Consider the following 26,669-nt stretch of genomic DNA (forward strand, 5'->3'; position numbering starts at 1 on the left):
CCGGCCGTCATCGGTCACAATGAGGGCGTGGACGAGCAAGCCGACCTGGACCTGCGCGGTTCCCACGCGGTCATCGTCGGTGACCACGGGACGATCTACAACAACGTCGCCGGCAGCCGCCCGGCCTGGTGGACACGGTCGGGTTATCTCGACCAGGTTCGTGACATCGCGCCCGGCCATGGAGACCCGGGCGCCCTGCTCGACCGCGACGCCGTTCTGGCCGAGCTGGCGGAATTCTGCGCCGGCGACGGCACCTACCTGTGGTGGATGGCCGGACCATGGGCCGGCAAATCGGCGTTGCTGTCCACCTTCGTGCTGCAGCCACCGCCCAAGGTGGAGGTCGTCTCGTTCTTCATCACCGCCCGCCTCGCGGACCAGTCCGACAGCACAGCCTTCACCGACATGCTCATCGACCAGCTGTCGGCCATCATGGGCGAAAGTGTTCCCGGGTCGCTGACCCCGGCTGCCGCCAACACCTACCGGCGGGCGCTGCTCAGCGCCGCCGCCAAGAAGGTCAGTGACGAGGGACGCCGGCTCGTGCTGGTCGTCGACGGTCTCGACGAGGACAGTGGTGGCCGCCCCGGGACCAGGATCGCCAGCGTGGCGTCGCTGCTGCCGACAGTGTGCGAGAACGGGCTCCAGGTCGTGGTGGCCAGCCGGCCGTATCCCGAGCTCCCGCACGACGTGCCGACGGATCATCCGCTGCGGGTGACGTGCCGGATCCGGCAGCTGGAACCCTCGGCTCACGCGGTCGAGGTGGCCGAACGGGCCAACGAGGAGCTGCTCGAGCTGCTGAGTGGCGACAAGCTGCAACGGCAGACCCTCGGGCTCATCACAGCCAGCGGCGGTGGTCTGAGCATCCGCGAGCTGGAGCACCTCACCGGCAAACCGCCGTTCGCCCTCGAGAAGGTGCTGGGTGGAGTCTTCGGCCGCACCGTCGTAGGACGCGCTGACGGAGACCAAGGGCGCCTGTACCTGTTTGCCCACGAGACGCTCCGGGAGACGGCAGCTCGCGGTCTCGGGAGCCGCATCGAGACGTACCGGAGCAAGATCCACGACTGGGCCGACGGCTACCGGCCGGGGTGGCCGGCCGACACCCCGCAATACCTCCTACGCGGCTACGTCCGCATGCTCACCGATCAACGTGACACCGATCGGCTCGCCGCCCTGGCCGTCGACGTGGTGCGGCACGACCGCATGCTCAGCCTGTCCGGCGGCGACGTGGCCGCACTGGCCGAGATCCGAGCCTGCCAGAGCCTCATCCTGGCTGACGAGGGCATGACGGAGAACGATCTGTTCCGGTTGCTCCGCCTGTCGCACCACCGCGACCAGCTCGAGAGCCGGAACAGCAACACGCCGGCCGATCTGCCCGCGGTGTGGGCGGCAGTGGGCCAGCCGACTCGCGCGGAAGCCCTCGCCCGAAGCATCACCGACACCGCCCGGCAGCACCGGGCTCTCGCCGGGCTGGCCGGCACGGTTGCGATGGCGGGCGACATCCGCCGGGCAGCGCAGATCGCGGCCGGCATCGGCGATTCGTCACTGCGGACCGCCACACTCGACAATCTGGCGCGCGTGGCGGGAGCGGCCGGTGAGCTGGAGCTGGCCGCCGGCATCGCGGTCAGCAGCGGCGATCAAAGGCTCCAGCTCCATACACTCACCGACCTGTCACGAGCCGCGGCCGCCCGCGGTGATCTGCACCTCGGTCGGCGGATCGCCGAGGACATCGTCAGCACGCCCGCGCGAGCCGCGGCTCTGGCCCGGCTCGCGAATGCCGCGACCGCTCTCGGCGACCCGGCACGCGCCGTCCGTCTCGCCGATGCGGCCGCCGAGGCGGCCGCGGTCATCGCGGATCTCCCCAGAGCGGTGCGTGTTCTGGTCGACGTCCTGCGGGCGGTCGGCCGGGCCGGCGACCAGGAGCGCACGACGTCGATCACGAGCAAGGCGAGAGAGATCGCGGACAGCGTCCGCAACGACGCCGGCCGGGGGAAACTTCTGGCGGTCCTGGCGCTCGCCGCGGCGGCCGCCGGCGAGCGCACCCAGGCGCGGGAGATCGCCAACGACATCACCGACCGGAAATTGCGCGATCAGACGCTGACCGACCTGAGCGGGGCGGCCGCGCAGACCGATGACGTCGACCGCCCGCCGAGACAATCGGACGTCGCGCGAAGTCTGGCCGACAACATCACCGATCCTCGGTTGAAGGATCAGGCCCTCGCCCGCCTCGGCCGGCCGGCCGCCGCCGCCCGCCGACCGGCCCAGCCCGGGGCCGGCGGGTCCACCCCGCGGCGCACCCTCGCCGAGGCGGCGCTGGCCGCGCTGCGCCCGGTCCGGACCCTGGCCGGCACCGCCGTGCGCATCGCGCAATGCGTCTCCGACCCGGCTCGGCAAACCGAACTGGTCGAGCAGGGCCGGTTGCTGACAAGGCTGGCGGACGAGACCGACCGCCGGCATGCCATGAGTCTGCCCGACGCTGCCCGGCTCGCTGCCGACATGGCCGGCGGCTCATCCCGGCAGCCGTTGGACAACCTGGTACGAGCCTTGGTGGGCGATGGTCTGCTGCACCGGGTGACGCAGCTGGCCGACACGGCCGCGCAGGTCGCCGAGAACATCGCCATGACGCGCAGCCGGGGAGAGCCGTTGTCCGAGCTGCAGCCGGAGATCGACGCTCTGCGCGATCAGGCCGACGCCGTCATGGGCGACGGCGTCATGTGGCCCGACACGGACATCGTGACCGTCGCCGGGCTGACGGCGGCCGGCATCGCTGACCCGTTCCGGCGGACGCGGACACTGATCGACATGGCGCGGGCAGTGGCCGGTGGGGGCGACCTGCGACCGGCACAGCGGCTGGCCGAGTTCGCCGAGATGTCCACCGGCGCCATCACCGAGCTGACCCAGCGGACCCGGGCCCTGGGTGAGCTGGCGAGAGTCTTCGCCGAGGCCGGCGACCTGTCGCGAAGCGTGAAGACAGCCAAGGCCGTCCCCGATTGGCAGAGCCGGGAAGCCGTGCTGGCCGACGTCGCCGTCCGCGGAGCCTCCACCGGCGATGTCGAGACTGCCGTCGGCGCTGCCCGGGCCATGAACGACTCGTCCCGCCAGACCCGGATCCTCGCTGACATCGCCCGCGAAGCGGGCGACGCGGGCCATCACGAGCGAGCGCTGCGGATCGCCCGGAGTATCGCCGATCCCTCGCAGCAGGCCCACATCCTGACCGAACTCGCCCGGCGAGCCGCGACCGCCGGCCACATCGATCGGGCCGTGGAGCTGGCGGACGCGGCCGAGCGGACGGCGCGGAGCATCGTCGACCAGTCGCGAGCGGCGGAGGCATTGACCGAACTGGCCCGGGTGACGGCTTCGGCCGGCGACGCACAGCAAGCTCTGGATCTGGTCGACGCCGCCGAACAGACCGCCCGGGGCATCGTCGACTCGAGCCGACAGGCTGCCGCGCTGGCCGAGGCGGCCCAGGCCATGGCTCAGGTGACCGATATTCAGCGAGCCGTGCGGGCCGCCCGCACGATCACCCAGCCGTCGGAGCAGGGTTCCGCGCTGGCCGAACTGGCGCGACTGGCAGCGGCGGCCGGCGACCGTGACTTCGCCGAGCGGATCGCGCTCGACATCACCGACTCGTTCCGCAAGGCGGAGACCCTGGCCCAGCTGGCGGGCTCGGCGGCGATTGAGGGCGACATGCAGGCGGCCATCGGTGCGGCCGGTCTGATCGTCGACCCGGCCCGGCGTGCGGCCACGCTGACCGAGTTGGTCGGCATCGCCGCCGTGGGCGGTGATGCCGACCAGTCGGCGGCCCTGGCCGACGCCACCTCCATGTTCGCCAACACGGTGCCCGACACCTATCAGCGGGCACAGATGCTCTCCATTCTGGCCGGTGCCGTCGCCGGTGGCGGTGAGCTCTCGCGCGCGGTCGGTGTCGCCGAAGGCATCGCCGATCCGTCCCGGCGGGTTCAGACTCTCGTTGACCTGGCGCACTTCGAGGGGGCGGCGGGTGACCCGGAACGAGCCTGGCCGATCGCGCTCGCGATCCGCGACCCGCGCCGTCAGGTGCAGACTCTGATCGACCTCGTCCGTCTCGTGGCCGCGTCCGGTTCCCGCGAACGGGCGGGTCAGTTCGCCCAGCAGATCTCTGACGACGCCCTTCGCGCTCAGACCTTCGCCGAACTGGCCGCTTCGGGCCGGCGATCGGCAACCGGGACCGACCTCGCCGAGCAGATGGCTCAGCAGATCAGCAACCGGCAGCTTCAGAAGCAGGCGATGGCCGACCTGGCGGGCCGGGCCGCGTCGAGCGGCGACCTGGCCCGGGCCTTCGACATCGCCGGGCGCATCACCGACATGAGGGCACGAGGGCTGGCGCTGGCCAAACTGGTCCGCGCCCTGGCCGATGGCGGCGACCTGGAACAGGCCGTCCAGGTCGCCACCCGCATCCAGGACAAGTCCCGGCAGAGTGACGAGGTGGCCGGGTTGGCCCGTCGCGCGGCCGACTCGGGTGACCTCTCCTGGGCCGCGCGGATCGCGGCCCGGATGCAGGACCCGGCCAAGCAGGCGCGGGAGCTGGCCGGGCTGGTGTATCGGCTGGCGGATGCGGACGATCTGGTGAAGGCCGCCCAGGTCGCGGCCGACATCGTGGACGCCGAGCTGCGCGCCCGCACCCTCGCCCACCTGGCGGACCGCGCCGCTGCCACCGGCCAGGTCGACGAGGCGCTCGGGATCGTCCACCGCATCAGCGACCCGTCCTTGCGCGCACCCGCGTTGATCGAGCTGTCGGCCGCCGGCCGGCCGGAGTTCGCCCGGGCCGCCGAGGATGCCACCGCACGCATCACGGTACCCACCCGTAAGGCGCTGTGCCTGGCGCGGATGGCGGGCCAGGCCGCGGCGCGCGACCCGGGGAAGGCGAGCGCCCTCGCCGAGTCCGCCCGGGAAACGGCCAAGGGCATCGCCGACGTCCCGGTGCAGGCGCAGACTCTGGTCGAGATGGCGCAGGTGCCGGCCATGCCGGACGCGGCTCGTCTGATCGGCGAGGCCCTGGTCATGGCTTCCTGGCGGATCTCGCTTCCGGCGCTGGCGAGCTCCTACCCGCACCTGCTGCGGGAGTTCACCGCCACCAACGTGCAGGAGAGCTGATGCGCCGCGACTTCTCTTTCCCCCGAGGTATTAGCGTGGTGGCATCAATGGTGCACCGTGTGATGCCCGGACGTAGTCGATCGACTGGAGTGGATCATGTCGGCAGTTGAGGTGATCACGACGGCGCTCGCGGCCGCCGCCCGCGCTGGGGCGAAAGACAACGGCCCGATGGCGGTGCGACATGCCTACACGGATTTGAAGGACCTGCTGAGGGACCGCCTCGGCGCTCATGACCTCGAGCTTGCCCGGTTGCTGGAGGCTGACGAGACCGACCCGGGAGTGTGGCGGGCACGCCTCAGCGATGCTCTGGTCCTGACCAGGACCATCGAGGACGAGCAGGTGGTGGCCGCGGCACGTCGGCTGCTGGCGACGGTCGGTCCTACCGGGCCGGCCGCCGGCAAATACCGGGTGGACTTGCGGGACGCGAAAGGCGTACAGATCGGCGACCACAATGTCCAGCACAACACGTTCTAGTGATCTCGCCTCGTCACCCTGACTCGAGGGTCACCAGCCGATCCTCGTGACTCCCCCAGCGGATCACAGCTGGAATTCCGCCCATGTCACCTTGCCGGGCCGCTGCGCCCCGGGCGCCGGGCGGTATCCCCAGCGATGGGCGACGGCGGCCACGATCAGCAGGCCCCGGCCGCCTGGTCCCCGCAGATCGGGCCGCTGAAGCATCGGCGGCCGGGGGTCGGTGTCGGCCACCTCGACCCGGAGGATCTCGTCCCGCAGCACCACGCGCAGCTCCCCACCATCGGCAGTGTGCCGAGTGACGTTCTGCACCAGCTCCGTCGTCACGAGCAGGACATCCTCGGAGCGCTGGGAAAGACCCCACTCCCGCAGGACTCGCTCGACCGAGCGGCGGATCGGCGCGGCTTTGCCACCATGGACGAACTCCACCCGGAACTCGCGGGCGACCTCACCGGCCGGGTCGGTAAGACGCAGCAGAGATCCGGGCTCCTGATTCCGCGCCGACGACGTGTACTCAGCCTCTGAGGGCACTGCGGATGAAACCATGACCACCCCTCATGCCCCGGCTGCATGACGACCCTTGTCGAATGGGGTACAGCCGGGCGCATGCGCACCGCGGGGTCCGGGCGGCTGACTGCCGGGAACACACCTGAGGGCACGCCGGCCGACAGTCAACGCATCTGAAGATCTTCTTACCCGGGCCGGTCACCGGCAAACAAACCGCCCTCGTCAGCGGCGCCTGGGTTATCCGGCCGGTGTGATCTGGGCCGTCGCGGGGTCCGTGCCGCCGGCGTCCAGCCGGAACGGCGGGTAGACATCAGTCATCAAGGCTGTGTAGGCGGCAACGCGGAGCACCCACCGGTTCAAGCCGAGGATGAAGTCGTAAAGCCCGCGCGGGTAGCGGCCGGTGACGGCCAAGGTGATCGCGGCGATCAGGACCAGCAGGCCGATCAGGCCGCCGCCGGTCCAGCTGTAGTCATCGGTGCTGGAGTTGACGGCGAACCACGCCCCGCCACCGACCAGCAGACCGACGATGATCAGGTGCGGCAGCGCCAGGAGCCACCATTTCACCAGCACCAGGCCGCGCGAGAGATGCTCCGGGTACGGGATCTGCAGGCGCGCGGGGTAGTCCGCGTCATCGGCCAGGCTGAAGGGTGGATATCGGTCGGTGCCCAGCGCGCTGTAGGCGTAGTAGCTGACCCGCCAGCCCCAGCGGAGCACACCGACGTTGAAGTCGAAGATGGCCCGGGGATAGCGGCCGGTGAACAGGATCGCGAAGAAGGCGACGACGGACAGGACGGCGAAGGCGATCCACAGGAAGGCCAGAACTATGTAGTGCGGGATGGAGAGCAGCCACTTCACCAGCCACAGCCAACGGGACAGATGCGAGTCGAGGTGCGCATCGATGCGTACGGGATAAACCAGGGATGCGGTCATGACGGCGTGCCTCCAACGGCTGGGACGGTCGTCCGGCGCATGGGTGTGGGCACCCGCGAAGAAGTCGTCGGGGCGCGGGCCGGGCCGGAAGTCCGCGTCGGGGCGCGGTGTCCCCTCATGCGCGTTGCGCGACGCCGCGGCGGGGCAGATGTGGTCTGGCGACGCCGCTGCCGGCTGCCGGGGTCTCGGACAGCTTGACCGTGGAAACAGGCGCCGAAGCCTGTCCGCCCGACCCTACGCCTGCGAGCGGCACTTGAGACCCGCGCTCGGTGGACATGGCACACCCCAGTCCAGGCCGGTGCACCAGACAACTGGTTGCCGGCGCTCAAGGCGAGCGGGGGCTGGGCGGCGTAGAGCAGAGGGCTTTGACCTTAGGGTTGCCGGTGTCCGGCCGTGCCGCTCGATGACCGGTGGACCGCCGTCCTCGGTGGACAGTGGTGTTCAGGTTGGCGGGTGCGACATGTTGCGCCACCCGGGCCCGAAATCCGGTACGAGTCCCCCGGGAGGACTGGCGAGCCGGAGGTGCACTGCCGGAGGGTCGCGAGATCACGGGTCGAACACGATGAGCTCACTCCCCCCGGCTGCTCAGCCGGTCTGAGTACGCGGCCTCAGTCGCGGTGCTCCTCGACGATGGCGGTCGCCACGGCCTGCAGCTGACCGGCGTCCGGCGTGAAGCCGGCGGCGACATCCGGGTGCAGGCCTTCCTTGGTCTCCACCAGGAGCTCCTGGGCCACCTGCTGAACGCTCTCGCCGGAGTAGCTTTCCTCGACGGAGTGCGTCGCCTGCTGCAACGCCGAGGTGAGCTGCTCCTCGAGGGGCTTCTGCAATTTCTGTTCCACCGGGCCCAGGGACTCGCTGTCCAGCGTTACGCGGGGGTTGATCATCATCGGCTCCAGCTAGCGGTTGCGGTGCGGCGGCGAGAACATGCCCCGAACGTCACGAACGCATTCGCGGTTCGCGGAGAGTTCACCCCGGGGCCGGGGGGTGTCAGAACGGGGGTGCGTCCTCGCCCATCAACACCAGGGTGACGCCGCCTTTGCCGGTCTTGACGTTCTGCACGACTACCTTGCCGGTGCTGCCGTCGGGCAGCTCCAGCACGAAAGTCTTGCCCACGGCATTCTTCGGAAGTTTGCCGGCGTCGTTCGCGGGCCGGAAATCGCCGGCCCACGGCGGAATTCCGCCCTTGCGGGCCGGCTCGGTGAAGAGCGCGGCGGTGCCGGCCATCCGGGTGCCGTCCGGGGAAAGAAGTGTCGAGGCGCTGCGAAAGGTAGCCATATACGGCAAGGCTATCCCCCACGGGGCCCTTTCGCCGCATGAGCGTAGCGTGTTGGCACCGACGAGGCGCTTTTTCTTCCGGCGCCATCCGGAGTCCCGAGGGCCCCGGTCGTCTGCTGTCCGCGGGACCCGCGGGGCGTACGCTGAACTCAGTCGCTCCAGACTCCGGCGGCCTCGGTTCACCGCCGGTCGCCCACCAAGAGAGCAGAAATGACGATATCCAAGGCAGCTGTGATCGCCCTTCTCCGCGAACGCGGTCAGCACCAGAGGGCCGAGTTCGTCGACCGGCAACTGCCCGAGCGCATCGATCTGGCGCGGCACGGCGGCCTCCTGGCCACACTCCACATCGATCCGGCCGAGCTGACTCCGACCGAACCCGCGTAAGGGGCGGGCTCGGTCAGTCCCGCTCGCGGGAATGGCTCCGTACCAGCGCGGACAGCTCCTCGGCGAGCGTCCCCAGGCTCTCACCGCGATAGACGCCCGCCAGCTCGTCCAGGAGCAGGGCCGTGACCGCCGCTTGAGTAGTCGTCAGCAGGACGCCCGCCGACCGGTCACCGCGGCCCAGCCGCTCACGCAGACCCTCGGTGTATTCATCGCGGTTGAGCGGATTGCCGGCGACATCCCGCGCCGCCGCCGTGGGGCGGGGCGGCACAAGGTCGGCGGTCGCGGCCGAACTGAACCGGGCGTGCTCGGGGCAGTAATCGGTCTGGCGGACCTGATCCGCGGTCCAGCCGACAGCGTGATCACGCGCCCAGAGTTTGGCGTCCGTGTCGTTCCGCCACGCCTCGATGGGTGGCGGCTCCAACTGGATCGGGCATCCCGCCACGTCGCAACTGATCACGACCCGCCGCTGCGCGGCTCCCCTGGACAAGTGGATGCTCACTACAGCCTGCTCTCGTGGTCGTCCCACCGTGCCGCTCCTGCCATGGTCGGCTGACGGAGCGCTCCGCGGGAACTCGATAGTACGTCCAAAGTGCAGACTCTCGAGCCGTCGGCCGGGGCTCACTCGTCCGGCCGGGGGCCGTCGCCGGGCGGCGTCGCGGGGTCGGTCACCGGGGAGCCGTGCGCGGGGCTGGGCTCCCGGGGTGGCGACCCGGGGGTTTCGTCCGTCGCGAGGTCGGCCGGGCGGCCGGTGCTGCTCGTCGCGGTCAGCGCCGCGGCGAAGAGGATCATCTGGTTGAGCGCGTTGAGGAAGACCAGCAGCCCGACCGAGCCGGCCACGAGGTGGTAGGTGGGGTTGGCCTCGGTGCGCTCCACATAGAGACGCCCGAGGGTCTTGAGCAATTCCAGACCGACCGCCACCATCAGGGCCGGGCCGAGGACACGGCGCACCGGCATCCGGATGCGGGGCAGTCCGGTCAGCGCGCCGGCGGCCAGCACGGTGTTCACCCCGAGGCCGAGCAGGAGCCCGACCGTGGCCGGCACCCACCGCGACGGGGTGGCACCGGCGTCGGCCGCGTCCACCAGCCGGTTGGCGACGTTGGTGGTCACGAAGGCGATCAACAGTGACGCGGCCGCCAGGATGCCCATCCCGGCCAGGACGAGGAAGTCGACGAGCACGCGGACGACGAGGCGGCCCGGATATTCGGTCAGTTCCCAGATCCGGCGGATCGACGAGCGCAGGACGTCGACCCAGAACCACCCAGCGATCGGCAACCCGACGAAGGCGATGACCCCGACGGTGTTGCGGGCGTTGCGCAGCATCTGGACATCGAAATGAGGCAGGTTCTCCGCGGCGTACCGTTCGACCGATCGCAGCACCGCCGGGTCGTCCAGGAGGAAGCCGAAGACCGACACCCCCAGCAGGCCGAGCGAGAACGTGGCGAAATACGAGTAGTACGTCACGGCCGCCGAAAGCCGGCCACCGTCGGCCTCGTCGTACCGGATCACCGCCCGGACCACATGATCCAGCCAGCCGAAACGGCGGCGCAGGCGCCGCCAGGCCATCGGGATCGATCGTGCGAACCGCCGAGATGTCACGGGGCCCGTGTACCCCCGCATCAGGTTGCCTACGCCGCGGCGAGGTGGGCGCGGGTGGGCTCGGTCTGATAGGCGTTGGGGATGCCTAACGCTTTGGTGGTCCGTGGCGGCTGGGAAGGCCATCAGCCGGTCGAAGCCACCGACTTCTTCCTTCCCTTCCTGGCCGGCAACGGCTTCGAGGTCCGGGTCAGCGACTCGACGGCCGTCTATGGCGACGGTCCGGTGATGGCGGGGACCGATCTGATCGTGCAGTGCGTGACCATGTCGTCGATCGAGCGGGACGCGCTGGACGGGCTGCGGGCCGCGGTGGCGGCCGGCACCGGCTTCACCGGGTGGCACGGTGGTATCGCCGACTCGTTCCGCGCCTCGTCGGACTATCTGCAGCTGGTCGGGGGCCAGTTCGCAACCCATCCGGGCAAGGACCCGGCCGATCGTCGCGGCGACGAGACCGACAACTTCCTGACCCATACGGTGGAGCTCACCGAGGCCGGCCGGGAGCATCCGATCACGGCCGGGCTCGACGACTTCGAACTGACCACCGAGCAGTACTGGGTGCTGCACGACAACCTCATCGACGTCCTCGCCACGACCACCCACCCCGTCCGGCCGTGGCATCCGTGGCACCGCCCGATCACCTCGCCGGCCATCTGGACCCGGCAGTGGGGGCAGGGCCGGATCGTCGTCACCACACCCGGCCACAACCTCGACGTGCTCCGGAACGCCACCGTACGTACCGTGATCGAAAGGGGCATGCTGTGGGCGAGCCGCACCGCGTCGGGATCGTAGGCACCGGGTGGATCTCCGGCGCCTACCTCGAGACGTTGCGTGACCACCCGTCCGTGACGATCGCGGCCGTGGCCGATCTCGACGCCGCGCGGGCCGCCGCGGTCGCCGACGGTATCGCCGGCTGCCGTGCCCAGCCGGTCGACGAACTCCTGCGCGACGACTCCGTCGACACGGTTCTCAATCTGACCGTCCCCGCGGCACACGCTTCGGTCGCGCTGGGTGCCATCGCCCAGAACAAGCAGGTGTACGGCGAGAAGCCCCTGGCCGCCGACATGCCGGCGGCCCGTGCCCTCGTGGAGCGGGCCGCCGCGTCGGGTGTCGGGATCGGGTGCGCGCCCGACACCGTGCTGGGAACCGGTGTCCAGACCGCCCGCGCGGTCATCGACGCCGGGGTGATCGGGCGGCCGTTGTCCGCCGTCGCGGTGATGGCGACGCCCGGCCACGAACGCTGGCATCATCAGCCCGACTTCTACTACCGGCCCGGCGGGGGCCCGTTGCTCGACATGGGTCCCTATTACCTGACCGCTCTCGTCCAGTTGCTCGGCCCACTGGTCGCCGTCACCGGCGCCTCCTCCCGCCGGCGTCCGACGCGGGTGATCGGCTCCGGGCCGCGGGCCGGTGAGCGGATACCGGTGTCGGTCGACACCCACGTGACCGGAGTCCTGCACCACGCGAGCGGGGCGCTCTCCACGATCACCACCAGCTTCGACGCGGTCCGCACCACGGCCGCCCCGATCGAAGTGCACGGCGAGACCGGCTCGCTGGCCGTTCCCGACCCCAACCTGTTCGCCGGCGACGTCCGCCTGTTCGAACTGGGTGCCGCCGAGTGGCGCACGGTGCCGCCGTCGGCCGGATACGCGGACGCCGCCCGGGGCATCGGCCTGCTCGACATGCTCACCGCGCCGGCGCCCCGGGCGAGCGGCGCCCTGGCCCTGCACGTGCTGGACGCCATGACGTCCCTTCTCCGCTCGGCCGAGGAGGGCCGCCGCGTCGAGCTCACCACGACCGCCGAGAGGCCCGACCCGGTCCCGTTGATTCCGGCCGCGACCTGGCGTTCCGGGTGGCCTCGGGCCTGACCTGGCGGCGGTCGGCTCCGGTTCAGCCCGACGGGGTGACCGGCCGGGGCGTCCGGGTCGGCCGTTGCATGCCGAGCCGGCCCCCGTACGCCTAGCCGGCCATTGCATGCCAGGCCGGGCCCCGTACGCCGGGCCGGGTTCGCATGCCGGGCCGGGTTCGCATGCCGGGTCGGCCGCGCCGGCGCTCACGGCAGCCCGAGTCGGATGCCATTAACCGGTTAAGAAGCATTCCGTCGTGGGCATTCATACATACATGTCGATTGCTAACGAGGACCTGAGGAACTGTCCGGCCCGGATCACGCTCGACGCGGCCCAGCTCGCCTTCTTCAACGAGCTACCGACAGAGGCACCGAGCGTGCAGTCCGAGCTGGGCTGCGAGCTCGAACTGGGCCACGAGGGCTCACACGCTGCCCTCGGCCACCAGGTCGAGACCACGACGTGGTGGATCCAGTGGACGCTGAGCGCCTCCGAGATCAACCCCTACACCTGGTGCCCGGCCCGGAGCACGCCGCAGACCGACAGCCGCGACGACCAGGATTGCGCCCTGTTCGACGGGCACCCCGGCCGGCATCTGACGAGCCGGCCGGCCTGGCAGGAAAGGGCAGCCTGAAGCGGTTCAGCCTGCAGCCGTTTTCGTCCATGCTCATGGCCAGGAAACCCGGCCGCCTGTGCGCTGGCGGCCCGAGGCGCTGCGCCGCCCTGGAACGCGGCCTGCTGCCGGTCGGCGGCCGGGTCGCTGCGCCGTCCCGGAACGCGGTCTGCTGCCGGTCGGCGGCCGGGTCGCTGCGCCGTCCCGGATGACCCACGCCGCGGGCCGGGCTATGGCGATAGTCCGATGAACTGTATGTTGGCCGCCATGGCGAGCATGCGGCGACCGAGTCTCCTGATCCTCTCGGCGCTCGCCCTGGGCCCGCTGCACGGATACGCGGTGATCAAGGAAGTTTCGCGGCTCTCGGCCGACCAGGTCCGCCTCGCCGCCGGCACGTTGTATGCGGCACTCGACCGGCTCAGCGACGAGGGTCTGGTCGAGGTCGACCGGGAGGAGACCGTCGACGGCCGGCTCCGCCGGTATTACCGGCTGACCGGTCCGGGCGCCACCGCGCTGGCCGCCGAGGCCGAGCAGATGCGCCGCGACGCGCAGATGGTGACTCAACGGCTGCGCGGGGCCGGCCCAGCCGGTGCTCCCAGTCCCGCCTGACCGGCCACCGAAAGGATCCCCATGGTCGACGACACCCGCACCAGACGGCTGACCCGCGGATACCGTCGGTGGCTGATGGCCTATCCCCGCAGTTATCGGCGCGACCGCGGTCCGGAAATCCTGGCCACCCTGCTCGACGCCGCTGAGCCCGGCCGGTCCCGTCCGGCCGCCCGCGAGGCGGCCCGGCTGCTCCGGCACGGCCTCGGCCGGCGGGTCGCCGAGTTCGGGCGCCGGGCGTTCGTCGTGGCGGCGTTCGCGGCGGTGCTCGGCGGGCTCAGCGGCATCGCGCTCGGCTCCTGGCTGGCCTGGCGGGACGTCGACCCGATGGCGCCCACCAGGGCCGCGGCGCTCAGGCTCGCGCCCACGGTGCTGCCCGGCACCTTCGACAACAAAGCCGACCAGTACGGGCGCAGCACGTTCTGGAATCCGTACAGCAAGAACAGCCTGCACGGCGGCACCGGGGTCCGGGCGGGCCGGACCAGCGTGACCGGGAACGTGCCGCCGGGCGTCGGCTTCGAGCAGGCCGCCGCCGCCGTCCAGCAGCAGATGCGGGCCCAGGGCTGGCGCGATGTGAAGACCACGGTTCACCGATATGGGCCGGCCACGTCACCCGCGGCCGATGCGGAGGTGACCGGAACGCGCGACGGGTACCTCGCCGCAGTAGTTGTTTCGCCGGAGAACGGCATGGTCCTCGACCTGATGTGGGCCGAGCCGCCCGGCCACGTGCGCGACACCGTCATCGGCGGTCTGGCCGGGGCTCTGTTCGGGGCGCTGCTCGGGCTGGCCACCTCGAAGCGCATGCGCCGCCACAGCCGGGGCCGGCAACGGGCGTACTCGTGGCTCTGCCTGACCACGCTGCTGATGCTCGCCCCGGCCACCCTGGGCAACATCCCGACCTCGACCGGCTCCCTGCTGGCCAACACCCATCGCAACGGCACCGGCCCCTCGGTCTATTGGGGCGGCTTCGTCATCTATGGGGCCGAGCCGCTGGCCATCCTCTCTCTGGTGCCGATCCTCGCCATCATCGTCGGCTGCCTCTGGCCACGCCCGGCGACCGCCCGCACCCCGACCACAGCCTGACCACCCGAACCCGGACTGACGGCGGGTCAGTTCTGTGGCGCGGTGGTGGCCAGATAGACGGTGTTGGCCGACGTGCCGGCGGTCAGCGGGTTGGCGAAGGGCACCACGTGGGCGGCGGCCGTGGCGAAGGACTGCCGCAGGAGGGCGAGGAAAGCGTCGTCGGGGGCGTCGTCGGACCACAGTCCGAAAGCGCCGCCGGGGTGCAGGCGATCGGCCAGCCGGGTCAGGCCGGCCGGGGTGTAGAGGTCGGCGTGGGCCGGGTTCAGCACGTTGACCGGGGAGTGATCGATGTCGACCAGGATCGCGTCGAAGCGGCGGCCGGGGGTGGCCGGGTCGAATCCGGTGCCGTCGCGCAGCAGGGCGAAGAAATCACCCTCGAGCAGCGTGGTGCGGGGGTCGGCGGTGAGGGTGGCGGCCTCCGGGAGAAGCCCCTGGCGATGCCAGTCGATCACCGGGCCCAGCGCCTCGACCACCGTCAGGGACCGCACCCGGTCATCGGCGAGAGCGGTGCGCGCGGTGTAGCCCAGGCCGAGACCGCCGACGACGACGTCCAGCGGAGCCTCGGGCAGGACGGCCAGGGTGAGCCGGGCCAGTTCCTCCTCGGCCACCGTGAACAGGCTCGACATCAGGTATTCGTCGTCGAGCTTGACCTCGTACACCTCGGTCCGGGTCGTGGGGTCGAGGCGGCGCCGCAGGCTGATCTCGCCGATGCTGGTGGGGACCCAGGCCAGTTCCGCGAATCTCGGGTGCATCGGGGTGTCCTCTCGGTTTCGCGCCCGATGTTCGGACAACGCGACACGTCCGACCATAGCCAGGTGCCCTTCGACGGCTGTCCCCGGTGCCGACCCCGGACCCTGAGGTGACGGGACGGCCGGTTTCCGGTGTAATCACGGCATGCCGCACGCATCGTCGTTGACTGAACTGATCGGCCGGTACCTGCCGCCGGCCACCGAGGCGTGCCCGGTCTTCACCGAGGACTCCCTGTTCGAGCCGATCATCGACGGCGTCACCTACTTCACCGAGCTGGCCCAGCACATGGAAGCGCTCGGGCCCGGCGACGCCGTCTACATCGCCAGCTATCAGGCCGACCCGCAGCTCGACCTCACCGGGCGCGTCGCCGGCGAGGCCGGCTATCGGCCGTTCACCGATGTGCTCGCCGAGAAGGCCGCGGGCGGCACCGACGTACGGATCGTGCTCAGCGCGGCCGAGTTCTCCGGTGGCGTGCCGTGGCTGCCGATCGGGCCGTTCCGGGCCAACACCCTGGCCGCGCGGGTGATCCGGGCCTGGAAGCCGTCGACCCTCGACGTCGTGGCGCAGCCACTGGAGGACCGGGTGCTGCTCGACTGGTCCGGCCCGGTGCTGGGCTCCAACCACCAGAAACTCGTGGTGTTCAGCCACGGCGGAGTGCTCACCGCGTACGTCGGGGGTCTTGATCTCTCGCCCAGCCGCTTCGATCACTCGCCGCACCGTCGTCTCAAGCTCGGAGCCCACCGCTGGGGCTGGCACGACGCGGCCGCGCGTCTGCACGGCCCGGCAGCCGTACGGGTCTGGGAGACGTTCCGGTTCCGCTGGCAGAACACCGCCGCCCTGCCGCCCCGGCGCATCGCGACGAACCTGCCGCCGGAGTATTTCCACCTGCCCAGCGGCAAGCTGACCGAGCTCAACCCCCTGAACCCGCCGCGCGACCTGCCTCCGGTGCCGGCGCAGCCGGAGCATCCCGCGGCCGGGACAGCGGTGCAGGTTGTGCGCTCCTATCGGCCGTGGTCGCTCTATCGCCACCGCGGGTTGCGCCGGATGCGCCCGGCCAACGTCGTGCGGGCCGGCATCCAGGAGATCTACCGCTCGATGATCACGGCGATCAACGCGGCCGAGCGCTACATCTATCTCGAGGACCAGTACTTCCACGAGTCGCCCGGCGGCGACCCGCGATTCCAGCTCTACGGCCAGTTGCGCGCGGCCGCCCGGCGCGGCGTCAAGATCATTCTGATCGGGTCGGGACGACGGGACCCCGCCGACGGCGGTGACAGCACGGTCCACCCGGTGATCACCCGTGACCTGCGGTGGCGGGTGCTGGCCCGGCTGCCGGTCGCCGCCCGGCGCAACGTGGTCATGTACCGCGTCGACAACCTGACCGTCCACACCAAGCTGATGCTCATCGACGACGTCTTCGCCAGCATCGGCTCGGCCAACTTCTTCAGCCGCTCGATGGTCGGCACCGACAGCGAGATCACGTCCACCCTCGTCACGACCGGCCCGCTGGTCCGCGATCTGCGGGTCAAGCTGTGGGCCGAGCATCTGCGCACACCCGTGGACGATCAAGTCACCCCGGCCATCACCGATCTGGACACGGCGCTGGGCATCTGGCGGCGGGAGTGGCTGCCGGCGGGCCATCCGCCGCACACGTGGCGCCGGGCCGGGGTGCCGGCCGGGTTCGTGCCGGCGGAGTGGGCCCTGACCCCGGCCCGCTATTCCGCCGCGGTGTGGCGCCGCGAGACGAGGGGACGGCGTCCCCACGATGACGCGGCGCGGCGTGGCCCCGGCGGCGCCTGAAACCTGGACTTCGCTTCGATACCGCGTGCCCGGCGGGACAGGCCTCCAACGCGCAGGACAACCCCGGCCTCGCCCCGATCCCCCATGATCAGCGGGACAGGCCTCGACGCGCCTGACAACCCGGCACCTCCCCGATTCCGCGTGATCAGCGGGACAGGCCTCGACGCGCCTGACAACCCGGCACCGCCCCGGTTCCGCGTGATCAGCGGGGCCGGCCTCAGACCGCGCCGCGCTTCGGATGCCGCGGGGTCAGCGCGCGCTGCTCGGGGAAGGTCCAGCCGAAGCGGATCGCGGCCAGACGTACGGTCGTGGTCACGACGACGCCGACCAGGCCGGCGACGGGAATCGGTGTGCCCAGCTCGGCCAGCAGGATGAAGGTGCCAGCCCCCGCTCCGGCGGCGACGGCGTAGAGGGCGCCGACGTGCAGGAAGGAGATCGGCCGGTTGAGAAGGACGTCCCGCAGCATGCCGCCGCCGATGGCGGCGATGACCCCGACGACCAGCGCCCCGGTCGCGCCGGCGCCCAGCGACAGCGCCTTCGAGGCCCCGATCGCGCCGAACAGTCCCATGACGACCGCGTCGAGCACGGTGATCAGCCAGTCCGCGCGCGCCAGCACCGGTTGCAGCACCATGCCCAGGATCGCTGAGGCGCCGGCCACCAGCAGATACCAGTTCATCCAGATCACCACGGGCGGCTGGTTGAGCACGATGTCGCGCAGCAGGCTGCCGCCGAGCGCGACGGCGAGCCCGATCACGATGACGCCGAGCACGTCGATGCGGCGATGTCTCTCCCCGGCGGCGAACAGGGCACCCTGAAGGCCCCCCAGTCCCGCCGCGACCAACTCGATCCAGAGCGCCACCTGGAACGGCGTGATGGACATGCGTTCACCCTTCGGCCGGGCTGGTGGCCGGCTCGGCTGGTGCGAGCCGGCCCGGGGTGACGTTGCCGCCAAGGCGTGTTCGAGAGATCAGCGAGTGCCGCTGCCGGCGTTCTGGGCGGCGGTCACGATGACGTCGGCGACAACCCCGGCCTGGGTCAGGAAGAGGGCGTGGCCGGCCGGGACGTTGGTGATCCGGGCGCCGATGCGCTCGGCCATGTGCTGCAGCATCGCCTGGTCGAACGCCTTGTCGTCGGTCGCGATGACGGCCCAGCTCGGCTTGTCGCGCCAGGCCGCGTTCTTCACCGCCGTCGCGAACACCGCCATGTTGATCGGCACCTGCGAGTCCCGCAGGAAGGCGGCATCGGCGTCGCCGGCGTCGGCGGCGAAGCCGGCCTGGAACTTCTCGCCGTTGAGGAAGCCGAACCCGTCCTCGCCGACGTCGATGACGAAGTCGGGAGTCGCGGCGAAGCCCTCGTACTGCTGGGCGGTGGTCTCGCCGGCGTCGGGGGCCAGCGCCGACACGTAGACCAGCCCGGCGACCTGGGGGTGCACGCCCGCCTCGGTGATGACCGTGCCACCCCAGGAGTGCGCGACCAGGATGGCCGGGCCGTCCTGCCGGTCGAGCACCCGGGTGGTCGCCGCGACGTCGTCCTCCAGTGAGGTGAGCGGGTTCTGAACGATCGACACCCGGTAGCCCCGCGCGGTCAGCTTGTCGTACACGCCGCGCCACCCCGAACCGTCGGCGAACGCACCGTGCACCAGCACGACATTCTTGATCTCTTGACGGGTGCTGCTCATGGGTTTCTTCCCTCCGTCGTCACCATCTGCTGATGTGCAATATATTGCACATCGGTGGTGCCGACAAGGCTCGGATCGGTTTGTGCAAGGACGAACATTGTGTGCAATATGGTGCATGCCGATTCCCGCGGGCGAGCCTGGCGTAGGCCGATCACTGCTTCGCGACGACGTCTACCGGCGCCTTCGCGATGCCATCGTCGACGGCACCTTCCAGCCCGGCGAGCAGCTCAAGGACGGCGACCTCGCGGAATGGCTCGGCGTGAGCCGCACACCCGTGCGCGAGGCTCTGTTGCGCCTCGGCGGGAGCGGACTGGTGGTGGCTCAGCCCGGCCGGTCGACGAAGGTCAGTGTGATCGACGCGCGCGCGGTGCGGGATGCTCGCGACGTCATCGCCTCGATGCACGAGCTGGTCGCCCGCCAGATGACGGGCCGGCTCCGCGAGGACGACATCCGCCGCATGCGCGCCGCCAATCGCCGCTTCGACGAGGCGGTGACCGCCGGTGACGTCGGCGCGGCCCTGGACGCCGACGAGGAGATCCACCGGATCCCGGTCGCCGCGCTGGGCAATCAGGCTGTCACGGCCGTGCTCGATCAGTTCGACCCGCTCGTCCGCCGCGCTGAGCGGCTGCGCTTCAGCACGGACGGGCACGCGTCGGCCGAGCTGCACACGCGGCTGATCGACATGATGGCCGCCGGGGACGGACCGGGAGCCGCCTCGGTGGCGTTCGACATCTGGCACACCCTGCCGGCCGACGACGGCGCCGACAGCTAGCCCACAGGCCGGCCCGAGCCGGCTCGAGTCGAGCCGACGCGGGCCGGGTCGAGCCGGGCGGCCGGGTCAGCGATCCAAGGTGATGACCGCGGCCGAGCCCGCGGTCAGTTGCAGGGACAGGGCGCCGTTGCGGACCGGCGCCCGGGTGGGCCGGCCCGGGCGCAGGCGCCCGTCGCTGCCCACCGTGGCGCCCTGCACGGCCGTGTCGACGCCGGTGAGGCTGCTGCCGGTCATGGTGAGGACGCCGGCGGTGCGGTTGGCGCCGCCGACGGTGATCGACACGTCGACCGGGCCCGTCGCCGGGTCCTCCTTGCTGATCACGGCCAGACGCAGCTTGCCGTCGTCACCTCGTACGGCATAGGCAGTGAGATTGCGGTCGGTGCTGAGGGTGACCGGCAGGAACCGGCCGCTGCCCAGTTGGCGGGCCATCCACAGGCCGTAGTAGATGGGCATCACCCGGTAGATCTGCGCCAGCTCCCCGGCTTTGCCGGCCGCGCAGATCGGCGTGTAGAGCTGCCATTTGCCGTTCCAGATGGGCTGGTCGCAGACACCCAGGCCGCCGTGGAAGTTGAGTCCGGCCACACCGGCCTGGCCGAGCTGGAGGCTGTAGTCAAGGGCCCACAGCGCGGAGCCGTGCTTGTTGCTGACGCCGTCGATGCCACCGCCCCAGGCCGAGTTCGTCTCGTCGAGACGCAGCGGCTTGCCGAGCTCCTTCGCGGTGTCGAGGTTGGGCGTGATGGAGCGCAGCTGGCTCGCGTACGTCTCGGGCGAGAGCAGCCGGGCCATGGTGCCGGTCGGGTCCATCGCGTACTGGTGCAGCATCACGAGGCCGAGCCGGGACTCGTCGCGGGCAAGGCTCGCCGCCCAGGCCGAGCTCGGCGAGGCGGCGTCCGGGCCGGCCAACGGGATCGACGGGCCGACCGCGGCCGCGCAGGCCTGGAAGTCCCGGCGGTAGTCGGCGTACGCGAACCCGGCGGGCCGGAATCCCTTGCCGACCCACTGATCCGGCTCGTTGCCGCACTCGGCGGCGACCAGCTTCGGGCCGAGCACCTTGGTCATCACCCGCGCCTGGTCGGTGGCGTCGGCCGCGTCCCACCGGCCCAGGTTGATGCCGACCTCGGTCTTCCAGCCGGTCTCACCGAGGAACTCGTCGAGCCGCTCGATGTCCGACCGGGTCACCACGTGCTGCAGCCAGTCCGGCTGCGGGCTGGGCAGCGCCTCGCCCTCGCGCAGCCAGATGCCGTCGCGGTCCAGCGTGTTGCCGGAGATCCGGACGTTGCTGCGGCCGAGGGTCTTGAACAGCTGAGCCAGGTTGCCCTTGCGGGCGTCGAGGTTGCCGATGCCGAGCTCGCGCATCTCGAACGACAGGCCGACCAGGTCGGCCGGCAGCCGCCCGCCCGGATGAGCCAGGTCCACTGTGACCGAAGCCCCGGCGGCCGCGGTGGCCGCTCCGGGTGTGGCGGACAGACCGATGGTGGCGAGCATCGCCAGGCCTAGGGCGGCGGCGCAGCCCGTGCGAAGAGTGCGGGTTCGCATGTCAACTCCTGAGGGCGAAACATCGATGATGGACAAAGTAACGCCCACGACGCGGATGCGAAACCCTCATCTGTCATGCGTCCACATATGTGGACGCGTCTTGACGCTTCCGGGCGGCCTCCCTAACATCGACCACCATCATTGGTAAGAGTACTTTACTAATCCCCGGGACGGACATGAAACGACCCAGAGTGCGTACTCAGATCGCCACCCTCGCCGCCGCCGGACTCGTCGGTGCCGGGCTCACCGTGTTCGCCGCCGGTGCCGACGCCGCGACCACCACCCACGAGGCCGAGTCGGCCACCGTCACGGCCGGCGTCGTCGAGTCCAACCACGCCGGCTTCACCGGCACCGGCTTCGTCAACACCGACAACGCGGTCGGCAGCTCCGTGCAGTGGTCCCCCCAGGCCGCCGCCGGAACCGCCACGTTGCGGTTCCGCTTCGCCAACGGCACCGCCGTCAACCGGCCGATGCGGATCACCGTCAACGGCACCGAAGTCAGCCCGGCGCTCACCTTCCCGGGCACCGGCGCCTGGACGACCTGGCAGGACGCCACCGTCACGGCCACGCTGAAAGCCGGGGCCAACACCATCGTGGCCGCCTCGACCACCGCGACCGGCGGCCCCAACCTCGACAGCCTGACCGTGATCGACCGTGCCACCGGCGGCGGCACCCCGGTCGCCGTCAACGGGCAGTTGCGCGTGTGCGGGGTCAAACTCTGCAACCAGTACGGCCGGCCGATCCAGCTGCGCGGGATGAGCACCCACGGCCTGCAGTGGTATCCGAACTGCGTCAACAACGCCTCGCTGGACGCCCTGGCCGGTGACTGGCAGGCCGACCACCTGCGGCTGTCGATGTATATCCAGGAGGGTGGCTACGAGACCAACCCGCGCCAGTTCACCGACCGCATGCACGCCCTGATCGAGCAGGTCAGCGCGCGAGGGATGTACGTCATCGTCGACTGGCACCAGCTCACGCCGGGCGACCCCCACTACAACCTCGAGCGGGCCAGGACGTTCTTCGCCGAGATCGCTCAGCGGCACGGCAGCAAGCCCAACATCCTCTACGACGTGGCCAACGAGCCCAACGGCACGCCGTGGTCGCGAATCAAGACGTACCACGAGGCGATCATCCCGACGATCCGCGCGGCCGACCCGGACGCGGTCATCCTGCTCGGCACGCACGGCTGGGGCTCGCTGGGCGTCTCCGACGGCGGCAGCGAGGCCGACGTCATCAACAACCCGGTCAACGCCACCAACATCATGTACACGTTCCACTTCTACGCCGGTTCGCACGGCACCGAATACCTGAACACGTTGTCCCGCGCGGCCGACCGGATCCCGGTGTTCGTCACCGAGTTCGGCACCCAGACGGCGTCCGGCGACGGGGCGAACAACTTCACCCGCTCCCAGCAGTACCTGGATCTGATGGCCCAGAAGAAGATCAGCTGGACCAACTGGAACTACTCCGACGACAGCCGGTCGGGCGCGGTGTTCAATTCCGGCACCTGCCCGGGTGGTCCCTTCGCCGGGACGTCGCGCCTGAAGCCGGCCGGCGTCTGGATCCGCGACCACCTCAAGAGCCCGGCCGACGCCTTCCCCACCGCCTGACCGGGCTCACCGCCTCCCGCGCCCTGGTTCGCCAGGGCGCGGGAGCACCGCGCGGAGGGTCGCGGCGTCGGTCCGCACCTGCGCCGGGTCGTCGCCCGGCACGAACTCCAGACTCGCGAACCGGTCCCCCGGCGCCTCGGCGGCCACCGCGAGCCAGGCCGCCCACCGATCGCGATGCGCGGCCAGCGGCAGCCGGCTGCGATCCGGGTTCCACGCGAAGACATGCAGGTTGGCCAGGTCCGGCAGCAGGGCCCGCAGATCTCCGGCATTCTCGTCCGGGGACCGCTCCGGTTGCGGCTGCCACAGGCTGCGGACGCCCGCGCCCCGCACGTCGTCGAGCAGCGCCGCCGTCGACATCCGGGTGTCGGTCAGCGTGTCGCGGTGGTACTCGAGCACGATGCCGATGTCCCCCGCCAGACCGGCCAGCCGCAGCGCGTCGTCGCGCACCCGGGCCCGGTAGGCCGCGCCGGCACTCGCACTGCCCTGGCGTCCGGCCCAGACCCGGATGGCCGGCGCCCCGAGCCGGATGGCCGTCGCCACCACGGCTTCCTGGTCGTCGCTGTGCCCGAGCCGGTAGTAGGAGCCGTAGGCGGAGACCTCGAGCCCGGCCCGCGTGGTCAGCGCCGCGACCCGCGCCGCGGCGTCCAGGTCGCCGTGCGGCACGTGGATGTCACCACCCCACTCCACCGCGGCGAGCCCGGCATCGGCGGCGATCGCCACCACCTCCTCCGGGGTCAGGTGGCGCAGGGTCACCGAGAGCAGACCGGGCCGTACGGTCACCGGAGCGCGCCGAGGATGTCGGCGAACAGCCCCTGCCGCCAGGCCGGCGCCAGCCCGAGGTGATAGAGGCTGAGGCCCGCGGCGCCCGCGCCCACGAGCGCCTTGGCGTGCCGGACGAGATCGAAGGGCTCCACATCGGACAGCACCGTGACATAGGCGTCGACCGGTGTGCCGTACGCCGTGGCCGCGGCGACCACCGGAGCCGAGTCCAGCGGCCAGGCCGGCACGAGCAGGGCGTCGACGTCGGCGGCGGCCGTCGGAGTGAGCCCCGGCGACGGGCCGGTGGCCCACGGGTCGGGGCTGGCGTGCAGGCGGATCGGGGCGTCCGGCAGCACGGCTCGCACCGCCGCGATCACTTCGGTCCGCAGCGCATCGGTGTGCGCCTGGCGGACGGGCAGCACGACGTCGTGGATCCGCTCGGCGCGCAGCCCGCCGACCACCTCGGCGTCGTCGACCCCGGCCTGGCGCCACGCCGCCCGGCACCAGCCGCAGCAGCAGACCGACAACACCCGGCGGCCGTGGGCGGTCCAGGCACCCGCGGTCTTCTCGTGGTGTCCCAGATGGTCCACCCCCATCTGCCCGCAGGCCTCCAGCGAGACGGCGTCGACCGGGGCGTCCCGCACGGCCTCGGCGGCCAGCGTGGCGGCGTAGCGGCGCACCTCCGGCGAGGCCGGGCAGAGCGCGTACGGGTAGAGCTCGCCGAAGCAGTTGACCACCGCCACATCCTGGTGGACGGCGCCGATCCGGGTGCTGTGGGTCAGCACGATCCAGGCGGTGACCCGGAATCCGTTGTCCCGCAACACCTGCGTGGCGGCGCCGAACGGGTCCGGTTCGGCCATCCAGTCCGCGGCGGCCGCCCACAGCCGCTGCCCGGCCCAGGCCTGGTCGCGGATCGGCCGGTACAGCGCCGCATGCCGGGCATCGACCGTTCGCCGGGCCGGATGCAGCGGGGTCGCGGCCCGGGTGCTGTGGTAGGTCGCGGCCAGCGTGACGGTGTCCAGGCCGGCCCGGCGGACGCGAGCCGGGAAGTCCGGATCGTCGAGCACGTCCCAGGGATAGGCGTGCCCACCGGCGTTCACCATCGCGGCCGCAGTTTCTCGAAGCCGGGCCGGAACTGCCGCAGATAGCTGGTGTCGTCCCGTTCCCGCAGCCCGCAGGCGAGATAGTCGGCATGCATCCGGGCCAGCGCGTCCCGGTCGAGGGTCACGCCCAGGCCGGGCCCGTGCGGCACCGCCACCGCACCATCCACGAAGGACAGCGGTTCGGTCACCACGTCGGCGCCGAGCTGCCAAGGCGTGTGCGTGTCGGCGTCGTAGGTCAGGTTGGGGGTGGCCGCGCCGAGGTGGACCATCGCGGCCAGGCTGATGCCCAGGTGGCTGTTGGAGTGCATCGACAGGCCGATCCCCCAGGTGCGGCAGACGGCGGCCAGCGTGGCCGATCCGGTCAGCCCGCCCCAGTAGTGGTGGTCGGCCAGCACGACCTGCACGGAGTCACGCCGTACGGCCTCGGGCAGGTCGCCGAGCTCGACGACGCACATGTTGGTGGCCAGCGGCATGGGCACCGCCGCGGCCACCTCGGCCATGCCGGCCAGGCCGGGCGTGGGGTCCTCCAGGTATTCCAGCAGCCCGGCGGTCTTCTCGGCGACCCGCACCGAGGTCTCGACGGTCCACGCGCAGTTGGGGTCGAGCCGCAACGGATGTTCCGGGAAGGCCTCCCGCAACGCCTCGACGGCGGCGATCTCGTCGTCCGGCGGCAGCACCCCGCCCTTGAGCTTGAGCGAGCGGAAGCCGTACCGCGCCACCATCCGCCGGGCCTGCTCGACGAGGCCGGCCGGGTCGAGCGCTTCGCCGTAGTCGTCCGGCTCGGCGCCCGGGTGGGCCGCCCACTTGTAGAAGAGGTAGCCGGAGAAGGGCACGCGGTCGCGGACCAGGCCACCGAGCAGCGCCCACACCGGCCGTCCGGTGGCCTGGCCCTGCAGGTCGAGAAGCGCCACCTCGAACGGGGACACCACCCGGGCGAGGGTCTTGGCGGCGCTGGACGGTCCGGTCAGCCCGTGCCGGTCGGGGGTGTCGGCCGCGCCGATCGCCGCCGCGGCGCGCGTTCGCAGGCCGGTCAGGTCGAAAACGTCGAGCCCGTCGAGCACGGGCGCGACCTTCCCGAGCAGTTCCAGATGCGGGGCGTCGCCGTAACTCTCGCCCAGGCCCACCGACCCGTCGGCCGCGGTCACCTCGACGATCGAGCGCAGCGCCCACGGCTGGTGGAGCCCGGCCGAGTTGAGCAACGGCGGGTCCGGGAAGGCGATCGGCGTGATGCTGACCCGGGTGATCGGCGTTCTCATGCGGCCACCTCGGGTACCGCCCGCGGCGAGTTGACCCGCCGGAGTGCCGCGCTGCCCCGGTCCATCAGCGCCGCCAGCTGCTCACGGTGCTCGGCCGACACGTCGACCAGCGGCGGGCGGACCGAGCCCATGGCCAGTCCCCGCCGGGCCGCACCGGCCTTGGGCAGGCTGACCGCATATCCGGCCACCCGGTCCCGCAGCTCGACGAGCGGCAGATAGAACTCGGTCAGCAGGGTACGCGTGACGCCCTCGTCGCCGGTCTCGATCGCCCGGTGGAACGCGACGGCCAGCTCCGGCATGAAACAGAGCGCGGCCGAGGAGTAGCTGGGCACCCCGATGGCCCGGTAGGCCGCCGCCGAGACCTCGGCGGTCGGCAGGCCGTTGAGGAACACCATCTCGGCGGCCCGCCGGTGCCCGCTCGCCCGGACGGTGGCGACCAGGCGGTTCATCGCGTCGACGTCGCCGCGGCCGTCCTTGACGCCGGTCACGGTGGGCAGGTCGAGCAGCGCCAGCGCGGCGGCCGGGTCGAGCACCGCGTTGGCCCGTTGATAGATCACCAGGGGCAGCGCGGTGGCCGCGGCCACGTAGGCGATGTGCCGCACCAGACCGGCGGGCGGCCCGGACACCAGATACGGCGGCAACAGCAGCAGCCCGTCGGCCCCGCACTCGGCGGCCGCACGGGCGAACTCGCTCGCCGTCCGCGGTCCCCCACCGGCACCGGCGTACACCGGCAACCGGCCGGCTGCCTCCCGGACGGCGGTCCGGACCACGGTGCGGTATTCGTCGAGACCGAGGGCAGTGAACTCCCCGGTGCCACAGGCGACGAACAACGCCGCCGGGCCCGCCGCCACCTGGTCGGCGAGGTGGTCGGCGAGGACCGCGGTGGCGACCTCGTCGTCCGGGGTGAACGGGGTGAGCGGGAAGGAGAGCAGGCCGTGCAGAGGCATGGGTTTCCTTGTCTTGGTCGTTCACGGG

At 71.4% G+C, this 26,669-nt stretch carries 25 protein-coding genes; 11 read left to right on the forward strand and 14 right to left on the reverse strand.

The window, feature by feature from the left end; genetic code table 11:
• Nucleotides 1-27 precede the first annotated feature (27 nt).
• A complete protein-coding gene (locus tag NAG42_RS35985) occupies nucleotides 28-5,127 on the forward strand; it encodes a P-loop domain-containing protein (RefSeq protein ID WP_250036576.1) in 5,100 nt (1,699 codons plus the stop codon).
• Between the two features lie 111 nt (nucleotides 5,128-5,238).
• A complete protein-coding gene (locus NAG42_RS35990; protein WP_250036578.1) occupies nucleotides 5,239-5,601 on the forward strand; it encodes an RIP homotypic interaction motif-containing protein in 363 nt (120 codons plus the stop codon).
• A gap of 63 nt (nucleotides 5,602-5,664) precedes the next feature.
• On the opposite strand, the gene NAG42_RS35995 is transcribed toward NAG42_RS35990, so the two are convergent.
• The 4 genes from NAG42_RS35995 to NAG42_RS36010 form a co-directional block, all read right to left on the reverse strand.
• Complete coding sequence (locus NAG42_RS35995) at nucleotides 5,665-6,144, reverse strand: ATP-binding protein (RefSeq protein WP_250036579.1); 480 nt, start codon at nucleotides 6,142-6,144, stop codon at nucleotides 5,665-5,667.
• A 198-nt stretch (nucleotides 6,145-6,342) separates the two neighbouring features.
• On the reverse strand, nucleotides 6,343-7,035 hold the full coding sequence (locus NAG42_RS36000; RefSeq protein ID WP_250036581.1) for a DUF4389 domain-containing protein: 693 nt from the start codon (nucleotides 7,033-7,035) through the stop codon (nucleotides 6,343-6,345).
• 608 nt (nucleotides 7,036-7,643) lie between these two features.
• Nucleotides 7,644-7,919, reverse strand: a complete 276-nt coding sequence (locus NAG42_RS36005) for a hypothetical protein (protein ID WP_250036750.1) — start codon at nucleotides 7,917-7,919, stop codon at nucleotides 7,644-7,646.
• A 103-nt stretch (nucleotides 7,920-8,022) separates the two neighbouring features.
• Entirely contained in the window at nucleotides 8,023-8,310 is a 288-nt protein-coding gene (locus NAG42_RS36010) for a hypothetical protein (protein ID WP_250036583.1), read from the reverse strand.
• A gap of 210 nt (nucleotides 8,311-8,520) precedes the next feature.
• Between NAG42_RS36010 and NAG42_RS36015 the strand changes: the two genes are divergently transcribed.
• Nucleotides 8,521-8,694 (forward strand): hypothetical protein, encoded by a 174-nt coding sequence (locus tag NAG42_RS36015; RefSeq protein ID WP_250036584.1) that lies wholly within the window; start codon nucleotides 8,521-8,523, stop codon nucleotides 8,692-8,694.
• Between the two features lie 13 nt (nucleotides 8,695-8,707).
• On the opposite strand, the gene NAG42_RS36020 is transcribed toward NAG42_RS36015, so the two are convergent.
• Together NAG42_RS36020 and NAG42_RS36025 are read right to left on the reverse strand one after the other, a co-directional pair.
• Complete coding sequence (locus tag NAG42_RS36020; RefSeq protein ID WP_250036586.1) at nucleotides 8,708-9,193, reverse strand: hypothetical protein; 486 nt, start codon at nucleotides 9,191-9,193, stop codon at nucleotides 8,708-8,710.
• A 119-nt stretch (nucleotides 9,194-9,312) separates the two neighbouring features.
• Nucleotides 9,313-10,257: a YihY/virulence factor BrkB family protein gene (locus NAG42_RS36025; protein WP_250036588.1), complete on the reverse strand. Its 945-nt coding sequence runs from the start codon at nucleotides 10,255-10,257 to the stop codon at nucleotides 9,313-9,315.
• Nucleotides 10,258-10,371: 114 nt separating this feature from the next.
• On the opposite strand from NAG42_RS36025, the gene NAG42_RS36030 reads away from it, so the two are divergent.
• From NAG42_RS36030 to NAG42_RS36050, 5 genes are all read left to right on the forward strand, one after another.
• The gene (locus NAG42_RS36030) at nucleotides 10,372-11,076 is read left to right on the forward strand and encodes a ThuA domain-containing protein (protein WP_250036589.1); all 705 of its coding nucleotides are present in this window, start codon (nucleotides 10,372-10,374) and stop codon (nucleotides 11,074-11,076) included.
• Nucleotides 11,046-12,152: a Gfo/Idh/MocA family protein gene (locus NAG42_RS36035; RefSeq protein WP_250036591.1), complete on the forward strand. Its 1,107-nt coding sequence runs from the start codon at nucleotides 11,046-11,048 to the stop codon at nucleotides 12,150-12,152. The genes NAG42_RS36030 and NAG42_RS36035 overlap by 31 nt, the downstream gene beginning before the upstream one ends.
• A 253-nt stretch (nucleotides 12,153-12,405) precedes the next feature.
• Nucleotides 12,406-12,762 carry a hypothetical protein gene (locus NAG42_RS36040; protein WP_250036593.1) on the forward strand — a complete coding sequence of 119 codons (357 nt, stop codon included), beginning with the start codon at nucleotides 12,406-12,408 and terminating at the stop codon, nucleotides 12,760-12,762.
• 246 nt (nucleotides 12,763-13,008) lie between these two features.
• Nucleotides 13,009-13,350 carry a PadR family transcriptional regulator gene (locus NAG42_RS36045; RefSeq protein WP_250036595.1) on the forward strand — a complete coding sequence of 114 codons (342 nt, stop codon included), beginning with the start codon at nucleotides 13,009-13,011 and terminating at the stop codon, nucleotides 13,348-13,350.
• A 21-nt stretch (nucleotides 13,351-13,371) separates the two neighbouring features.
• Complete coding sequence (locus tag NAG42_RS36050) at nucleotides 13,372-14,430, forward strand: MFS transporter (RefSeq protein ID WP_250036597.1); 1,059 nt, start codon at nucleotides 13,372-13,374, stop codon at nucleotides 14,428-14,430.
• 26 nt (nucleotides 14,431-14,456) lie between these two features.
• Here NAG42_RS36050 and NAG42_RS36055 read toward each other — a convergent pair whose 3' ends face one another.
• Nucleotides 14,457-15,182 carry a polyamine aminopropyltransferase gene (locus NAG42_RS36055; protein ID WP_250036598.1) on the reverse strand — a complete coding sequence of 242 codons (726 nt, stop codon included), beginning with the start codon at nucleotides 15,180-15,182 and terminating at the stop codon, nucleotides 14,457-14,459.
• A 142-nt stretch (nucleotides 15,183-15,324) separates the two neighbouring features.
• Here NAG42_RS36055 and NAG42_RS36060 point away from each other — a divergent pair, with 142 nt between their 5' ends.
• Nucleotides 15,325-16,980, forward strand: a complete 1,656-nt coding sequence (locus tag NAG42_RS36060) for a phospholipase D-like domain-containing protein (protein ID WP_250036600.1) — start codon at nucleotides 15,325-15,327, stop codon at nucleotides 16,978-16,980.
• Between the two features lie 217 nt (nucleotides 16,981-17,197).
• Here the strand turns inward: NAG42_RS36060 and NAG42_RS36065 are convergent, their stop codons facing one another.
• Nucleotides 17,198-17,860, reverse strand: a complete 663-nt coding sequence (locus NAG42_RS36065; protein ID WP_250036602.1) for a trimeric intracellular cation channel family protein — start codon at nucleotides 17,858-17,860, stop codon at nucleotides 17,198-17,200.
• Between the two features lie 87 nt (nucleotides 17,861-17,947).
• Nucleotides 17,948-18,658 (reverse strand): alpha/beta fold hydrolase, encoded by a 711-nt coding sequence (locus tag NAG42_RS36070; protein ID WP_250036603.1) that lies wholly within the window; start codon nucleotides 18,656-18,658, stop codon nucleotides 17,948-17,950.
• Between the two features lie 115 nt (nucleotides 18,659-18,773).
• Between NAG42_RS36070 and NAG42_RS36075 the strand changes: the two genes are divergently transcribed.
• Complete coding sequence (locus tag NAG42_RS36075) at nucleotides 18,774-19,430, forward strand: GntR family transcriptional regulator (RefSeq protein ID WP_250036605.1); 657 nt, start codon at nucleotides 18,774-18,776, stop codon at nucleotides 19,428-19,430.
• Nucleotides 19,431-19,496: 66 nt separating this feature from the next.
• On the opposite strand, the gene NAG42_RS36080 is transcribed toward NAG42_RS36075, so the two are convergent.
• Nucleotides 19,497-20,966, reverse strand: a complete 1,470-nt coding sequence (locus NAG42_RS36080) for a glycosyl hydrolase family 79 C-terminal domain-containing protein (protein WP_250036607.1) — start codon at nucleotides 20,964-20,966, stop codon at nucleotides 19,497-19,499.
• A 191-nt stretch (nucleotides 20,967-21,157) separates the two neighbouring features.
• Here NAG42_RS36080 and NAG42_RS45200 point away from each other — a divergent pair, with 191 nt between their 5' ends.
• Nucleotides 21,158-22,576 (forward strand): cellulase family glycosylhydrolase, encoded by a 1,419-nt coding sequence (locus NAG42_RS45200; RefSeq protein ID WP_250036608.1) that lies wholly within the window; start codon nucleotides 21,158-21,160, stop codon nucleotides 22,574-22,576.
• A gap of 6 nt (nucleotides 22,577-22,582) precedes the next feature.
• Here the strand turns inward: NAG42_RS45200 and NAG42_RS36090 are convergent, their stop codons facing one another.
• The 4 genes from NAG42_RS36090 to NAG42_RS36105 are packed head-to-tail and all read right to left on the reverse strand — an operon-like array spanning nucleotide 22,583 to nucleotide 26,641.
• Nucleotides 22,583-23,356 carry a sugar phosphate isomerase/epimerase family protein gene (locus NAG42_RS36090; protein ID WP_250036610.1) on the reverse strand — a complete coding sequence of 258 codons (774 nt, stop codon included), beginning with the start codon at nucleotides 23,354-23,356 and terminating at the stop codon, nucleotides 22,583-22,585.
• Complete coding sequence (locus NAG42_RS36095; RefSeq protein WP_250036611.1) at nucleotides 23,353-24,438, reverse strand: hypothetical protein; 1,086 nt, start codon at nucleotides 24,436-24,438, stop codon at nucleotides 23,353-23,355. The genes NAG42_RS36090 and NAG42_RS36095 overlap by 4 nt, the downstream gene beginning before the upstream one ends.
• Entirely contained in the window at nucleotides 24,432-25,694 is a 1,263-nt protein-coding gene (locus NAG42_RS36100; RefSeq protein WP_250036613.1) for a glucarate dehydratase family protein, read from the reverse strand. The genes NAG42_RS36095 and NAG42_RS36100 overlap by 7 nt, the downstream gene beginning before the upstream one ends.
• On the reverse strand, nucleotides 25,691-26,641 hold the full coding sequence (locus NAG42_RS36105; protein WP_250036615.1) for a 5-dehydro-4-deoxyglucarate dehydratase: 951 nt from the start codon (nucleotides 26,639-26,641) through the stop codon (nucleotides 25,691-25,693). The genes NAG42_RS36100 and NAG42_RS36105 overlap by 4 nt, the downstream gene beginning before the upstream one ends.
• Between the last annotated feature and the right edge of the window lie 28 nt (nucleotides 26,642-26,669).

The organism is Paractinoplanes maris, assembly GCF_023544465.1.
Classification (GTDB): domain Bacteria; phylum Actinomycetota; class Actinomycetes; order Mycobacteriales; family Micromonosporaceae; genus Actinoplanes; species Actinoplanes maris.

What these genes read in the sequence shown, in the direction of transcription:
- NAG42_RS35995 (WP_250036579.1), bottom strand. Translation starts at nt 6,144, where the DNA reads ATGGTTTCATCCGCAGTGCCCTCAGAGGCTGAGTACACGTCGTCGGCG.
- NAG42_RS36000 (WP_250036581.1), bottom strand. Translation starts at nt 7,035, where the DNA reads ATGACCGCATCCCTGGTTTATCCCGTACGCATCGATGCGCACCTCGAC.
- NAG42_RS36005 (WP_250036750.1), bottom strand. Translation starts at nt 7,919, where the DNA reads ATGATCAACCCCCGCGTAACGCTGGACAGCGAGTCCCTGGGCCCGGTG.
- NAG42_RS36010 (WP_250036583.1), bottom strand. Translation starts at nt 8,310, where the DNA reads ATGGCTACCTTTCGCAGCGCCTCGACACTTCTTTCCCCGGACGGCACC.
- NAG42_RS36015 (WP_250036584.1), top strand. Translation starts at nt 8,521, where the DNA reads ATGACGATATCCAAGGCAGCTGTGATCGCCCTTCTCCGCGAACGCGGT.
- NAG42_RS36025 (WP_250036588.1), bottom strand. Translation starts at nt 10,257, where the DNA reads ATGGCCTGGCGGCGCCTGCGCCGCCGTTTCGGCTGGCTGGATCATGTG.
- NAG42_RS36030 (WP_250036589.1), top strand. Translation starts at nt 10,372, where the DNA reads ATGCCTAACGCTTTGGTGGTCCGTGGCGGCTGGGAAGGCCATCAGCCG.
- NAG42_RS36040 (WP_250036593.1), top strand. Translation starts at nt 12,406, where the DNA reads ATGTCGATTGCTAACGAGGACCTGAGGAACTGTCCGGCCCGGATCACG.
- NAG42_RS36045 (WP_250036595.1), top strand. Translation starts at nt 13,009, where the DNA reads ATGGCGAGCATGCGGCGACCGAGTCTCCTGATCCTCTCGGCGCTCGCC.
- NAG42_RS36050 (WP_250036597.1), top strand. Translation starts at nt 13,372, where the DNA reads ATGGTCGACGACACCCGCACCAGACGGCTGACCCGCGGATACCGTCGG.
- NAG42_RS36055 (WP_250036598.1), bottom strand. Translation starts at nt 15,182, where the DNA reads ATGCACCCGAGATTCGCGGAACTGGCCTGGGTCCCCACCAGCATCGGC.
- NAG42_RS36060 (WP_250036600.1), top strand. Translation starts at nt 15,325, where the DNA reads ATGCCGCACGCATCGTCGTTGACTGAACTGATCGGCCGGTACCTGCCG.
- NAG42_RS36065 (WP_250036602.1), bottom strand. Translation starts at nt 17,860, where the DNA reads ATGTCCATCACGCCGTTCCAGGTGGCGCTCTGGATCGAGTTGGTCGCG.
- NAG42_RS36070 (WP_250036603.1), bottom strand. Translation starts at nt 18,658, where the DNA reads ATGAGCAGCACCCGTCAAGAGATCAAGAATGTCGTGCTGGTGCACGGT.
- NAG42_RS36075 (WP_250036605.1), top strand. Translation starts at nt 18,774, where the DNA reads ATGCCGATTCCCGCGGGCGAGCCTGGCGTAGGCCGATCACTGCTTCGC.
- NAG42_RS36080 (WP_250036607.1), bottom strand. Translation starts at nt 20,966, where the DNA reads ATGCGAACCCGCACTCTTCGCACGGGCTGCGCCGCCGCCCTAGGCCTG.
- NAG42_RS36095 (WP_250036611.1), bottom strand. Translation starts at nt 24,438, where the DNA reads ATGGTGAACGCCGGTGGGCACGCCTATCCCTGGGACGTGCTCGACGAT.
- NAG42_RS36100 (WP_250036613.1), bottom strand. Translation starts at nt 25,694, where the DNA reads ATGAGAACGCCGATCACCCGGGTCAGCATCACGCCGATCGCCTTCCCG.
- NAG42_RS36105 (WP_250036615.1), bottom strand. Translation starts at nt 26,641, where the DNA reads ATGCCTCTGCACGGCCTGCTCTCCTTCCCGCTCACCCCGTTCACCCCG.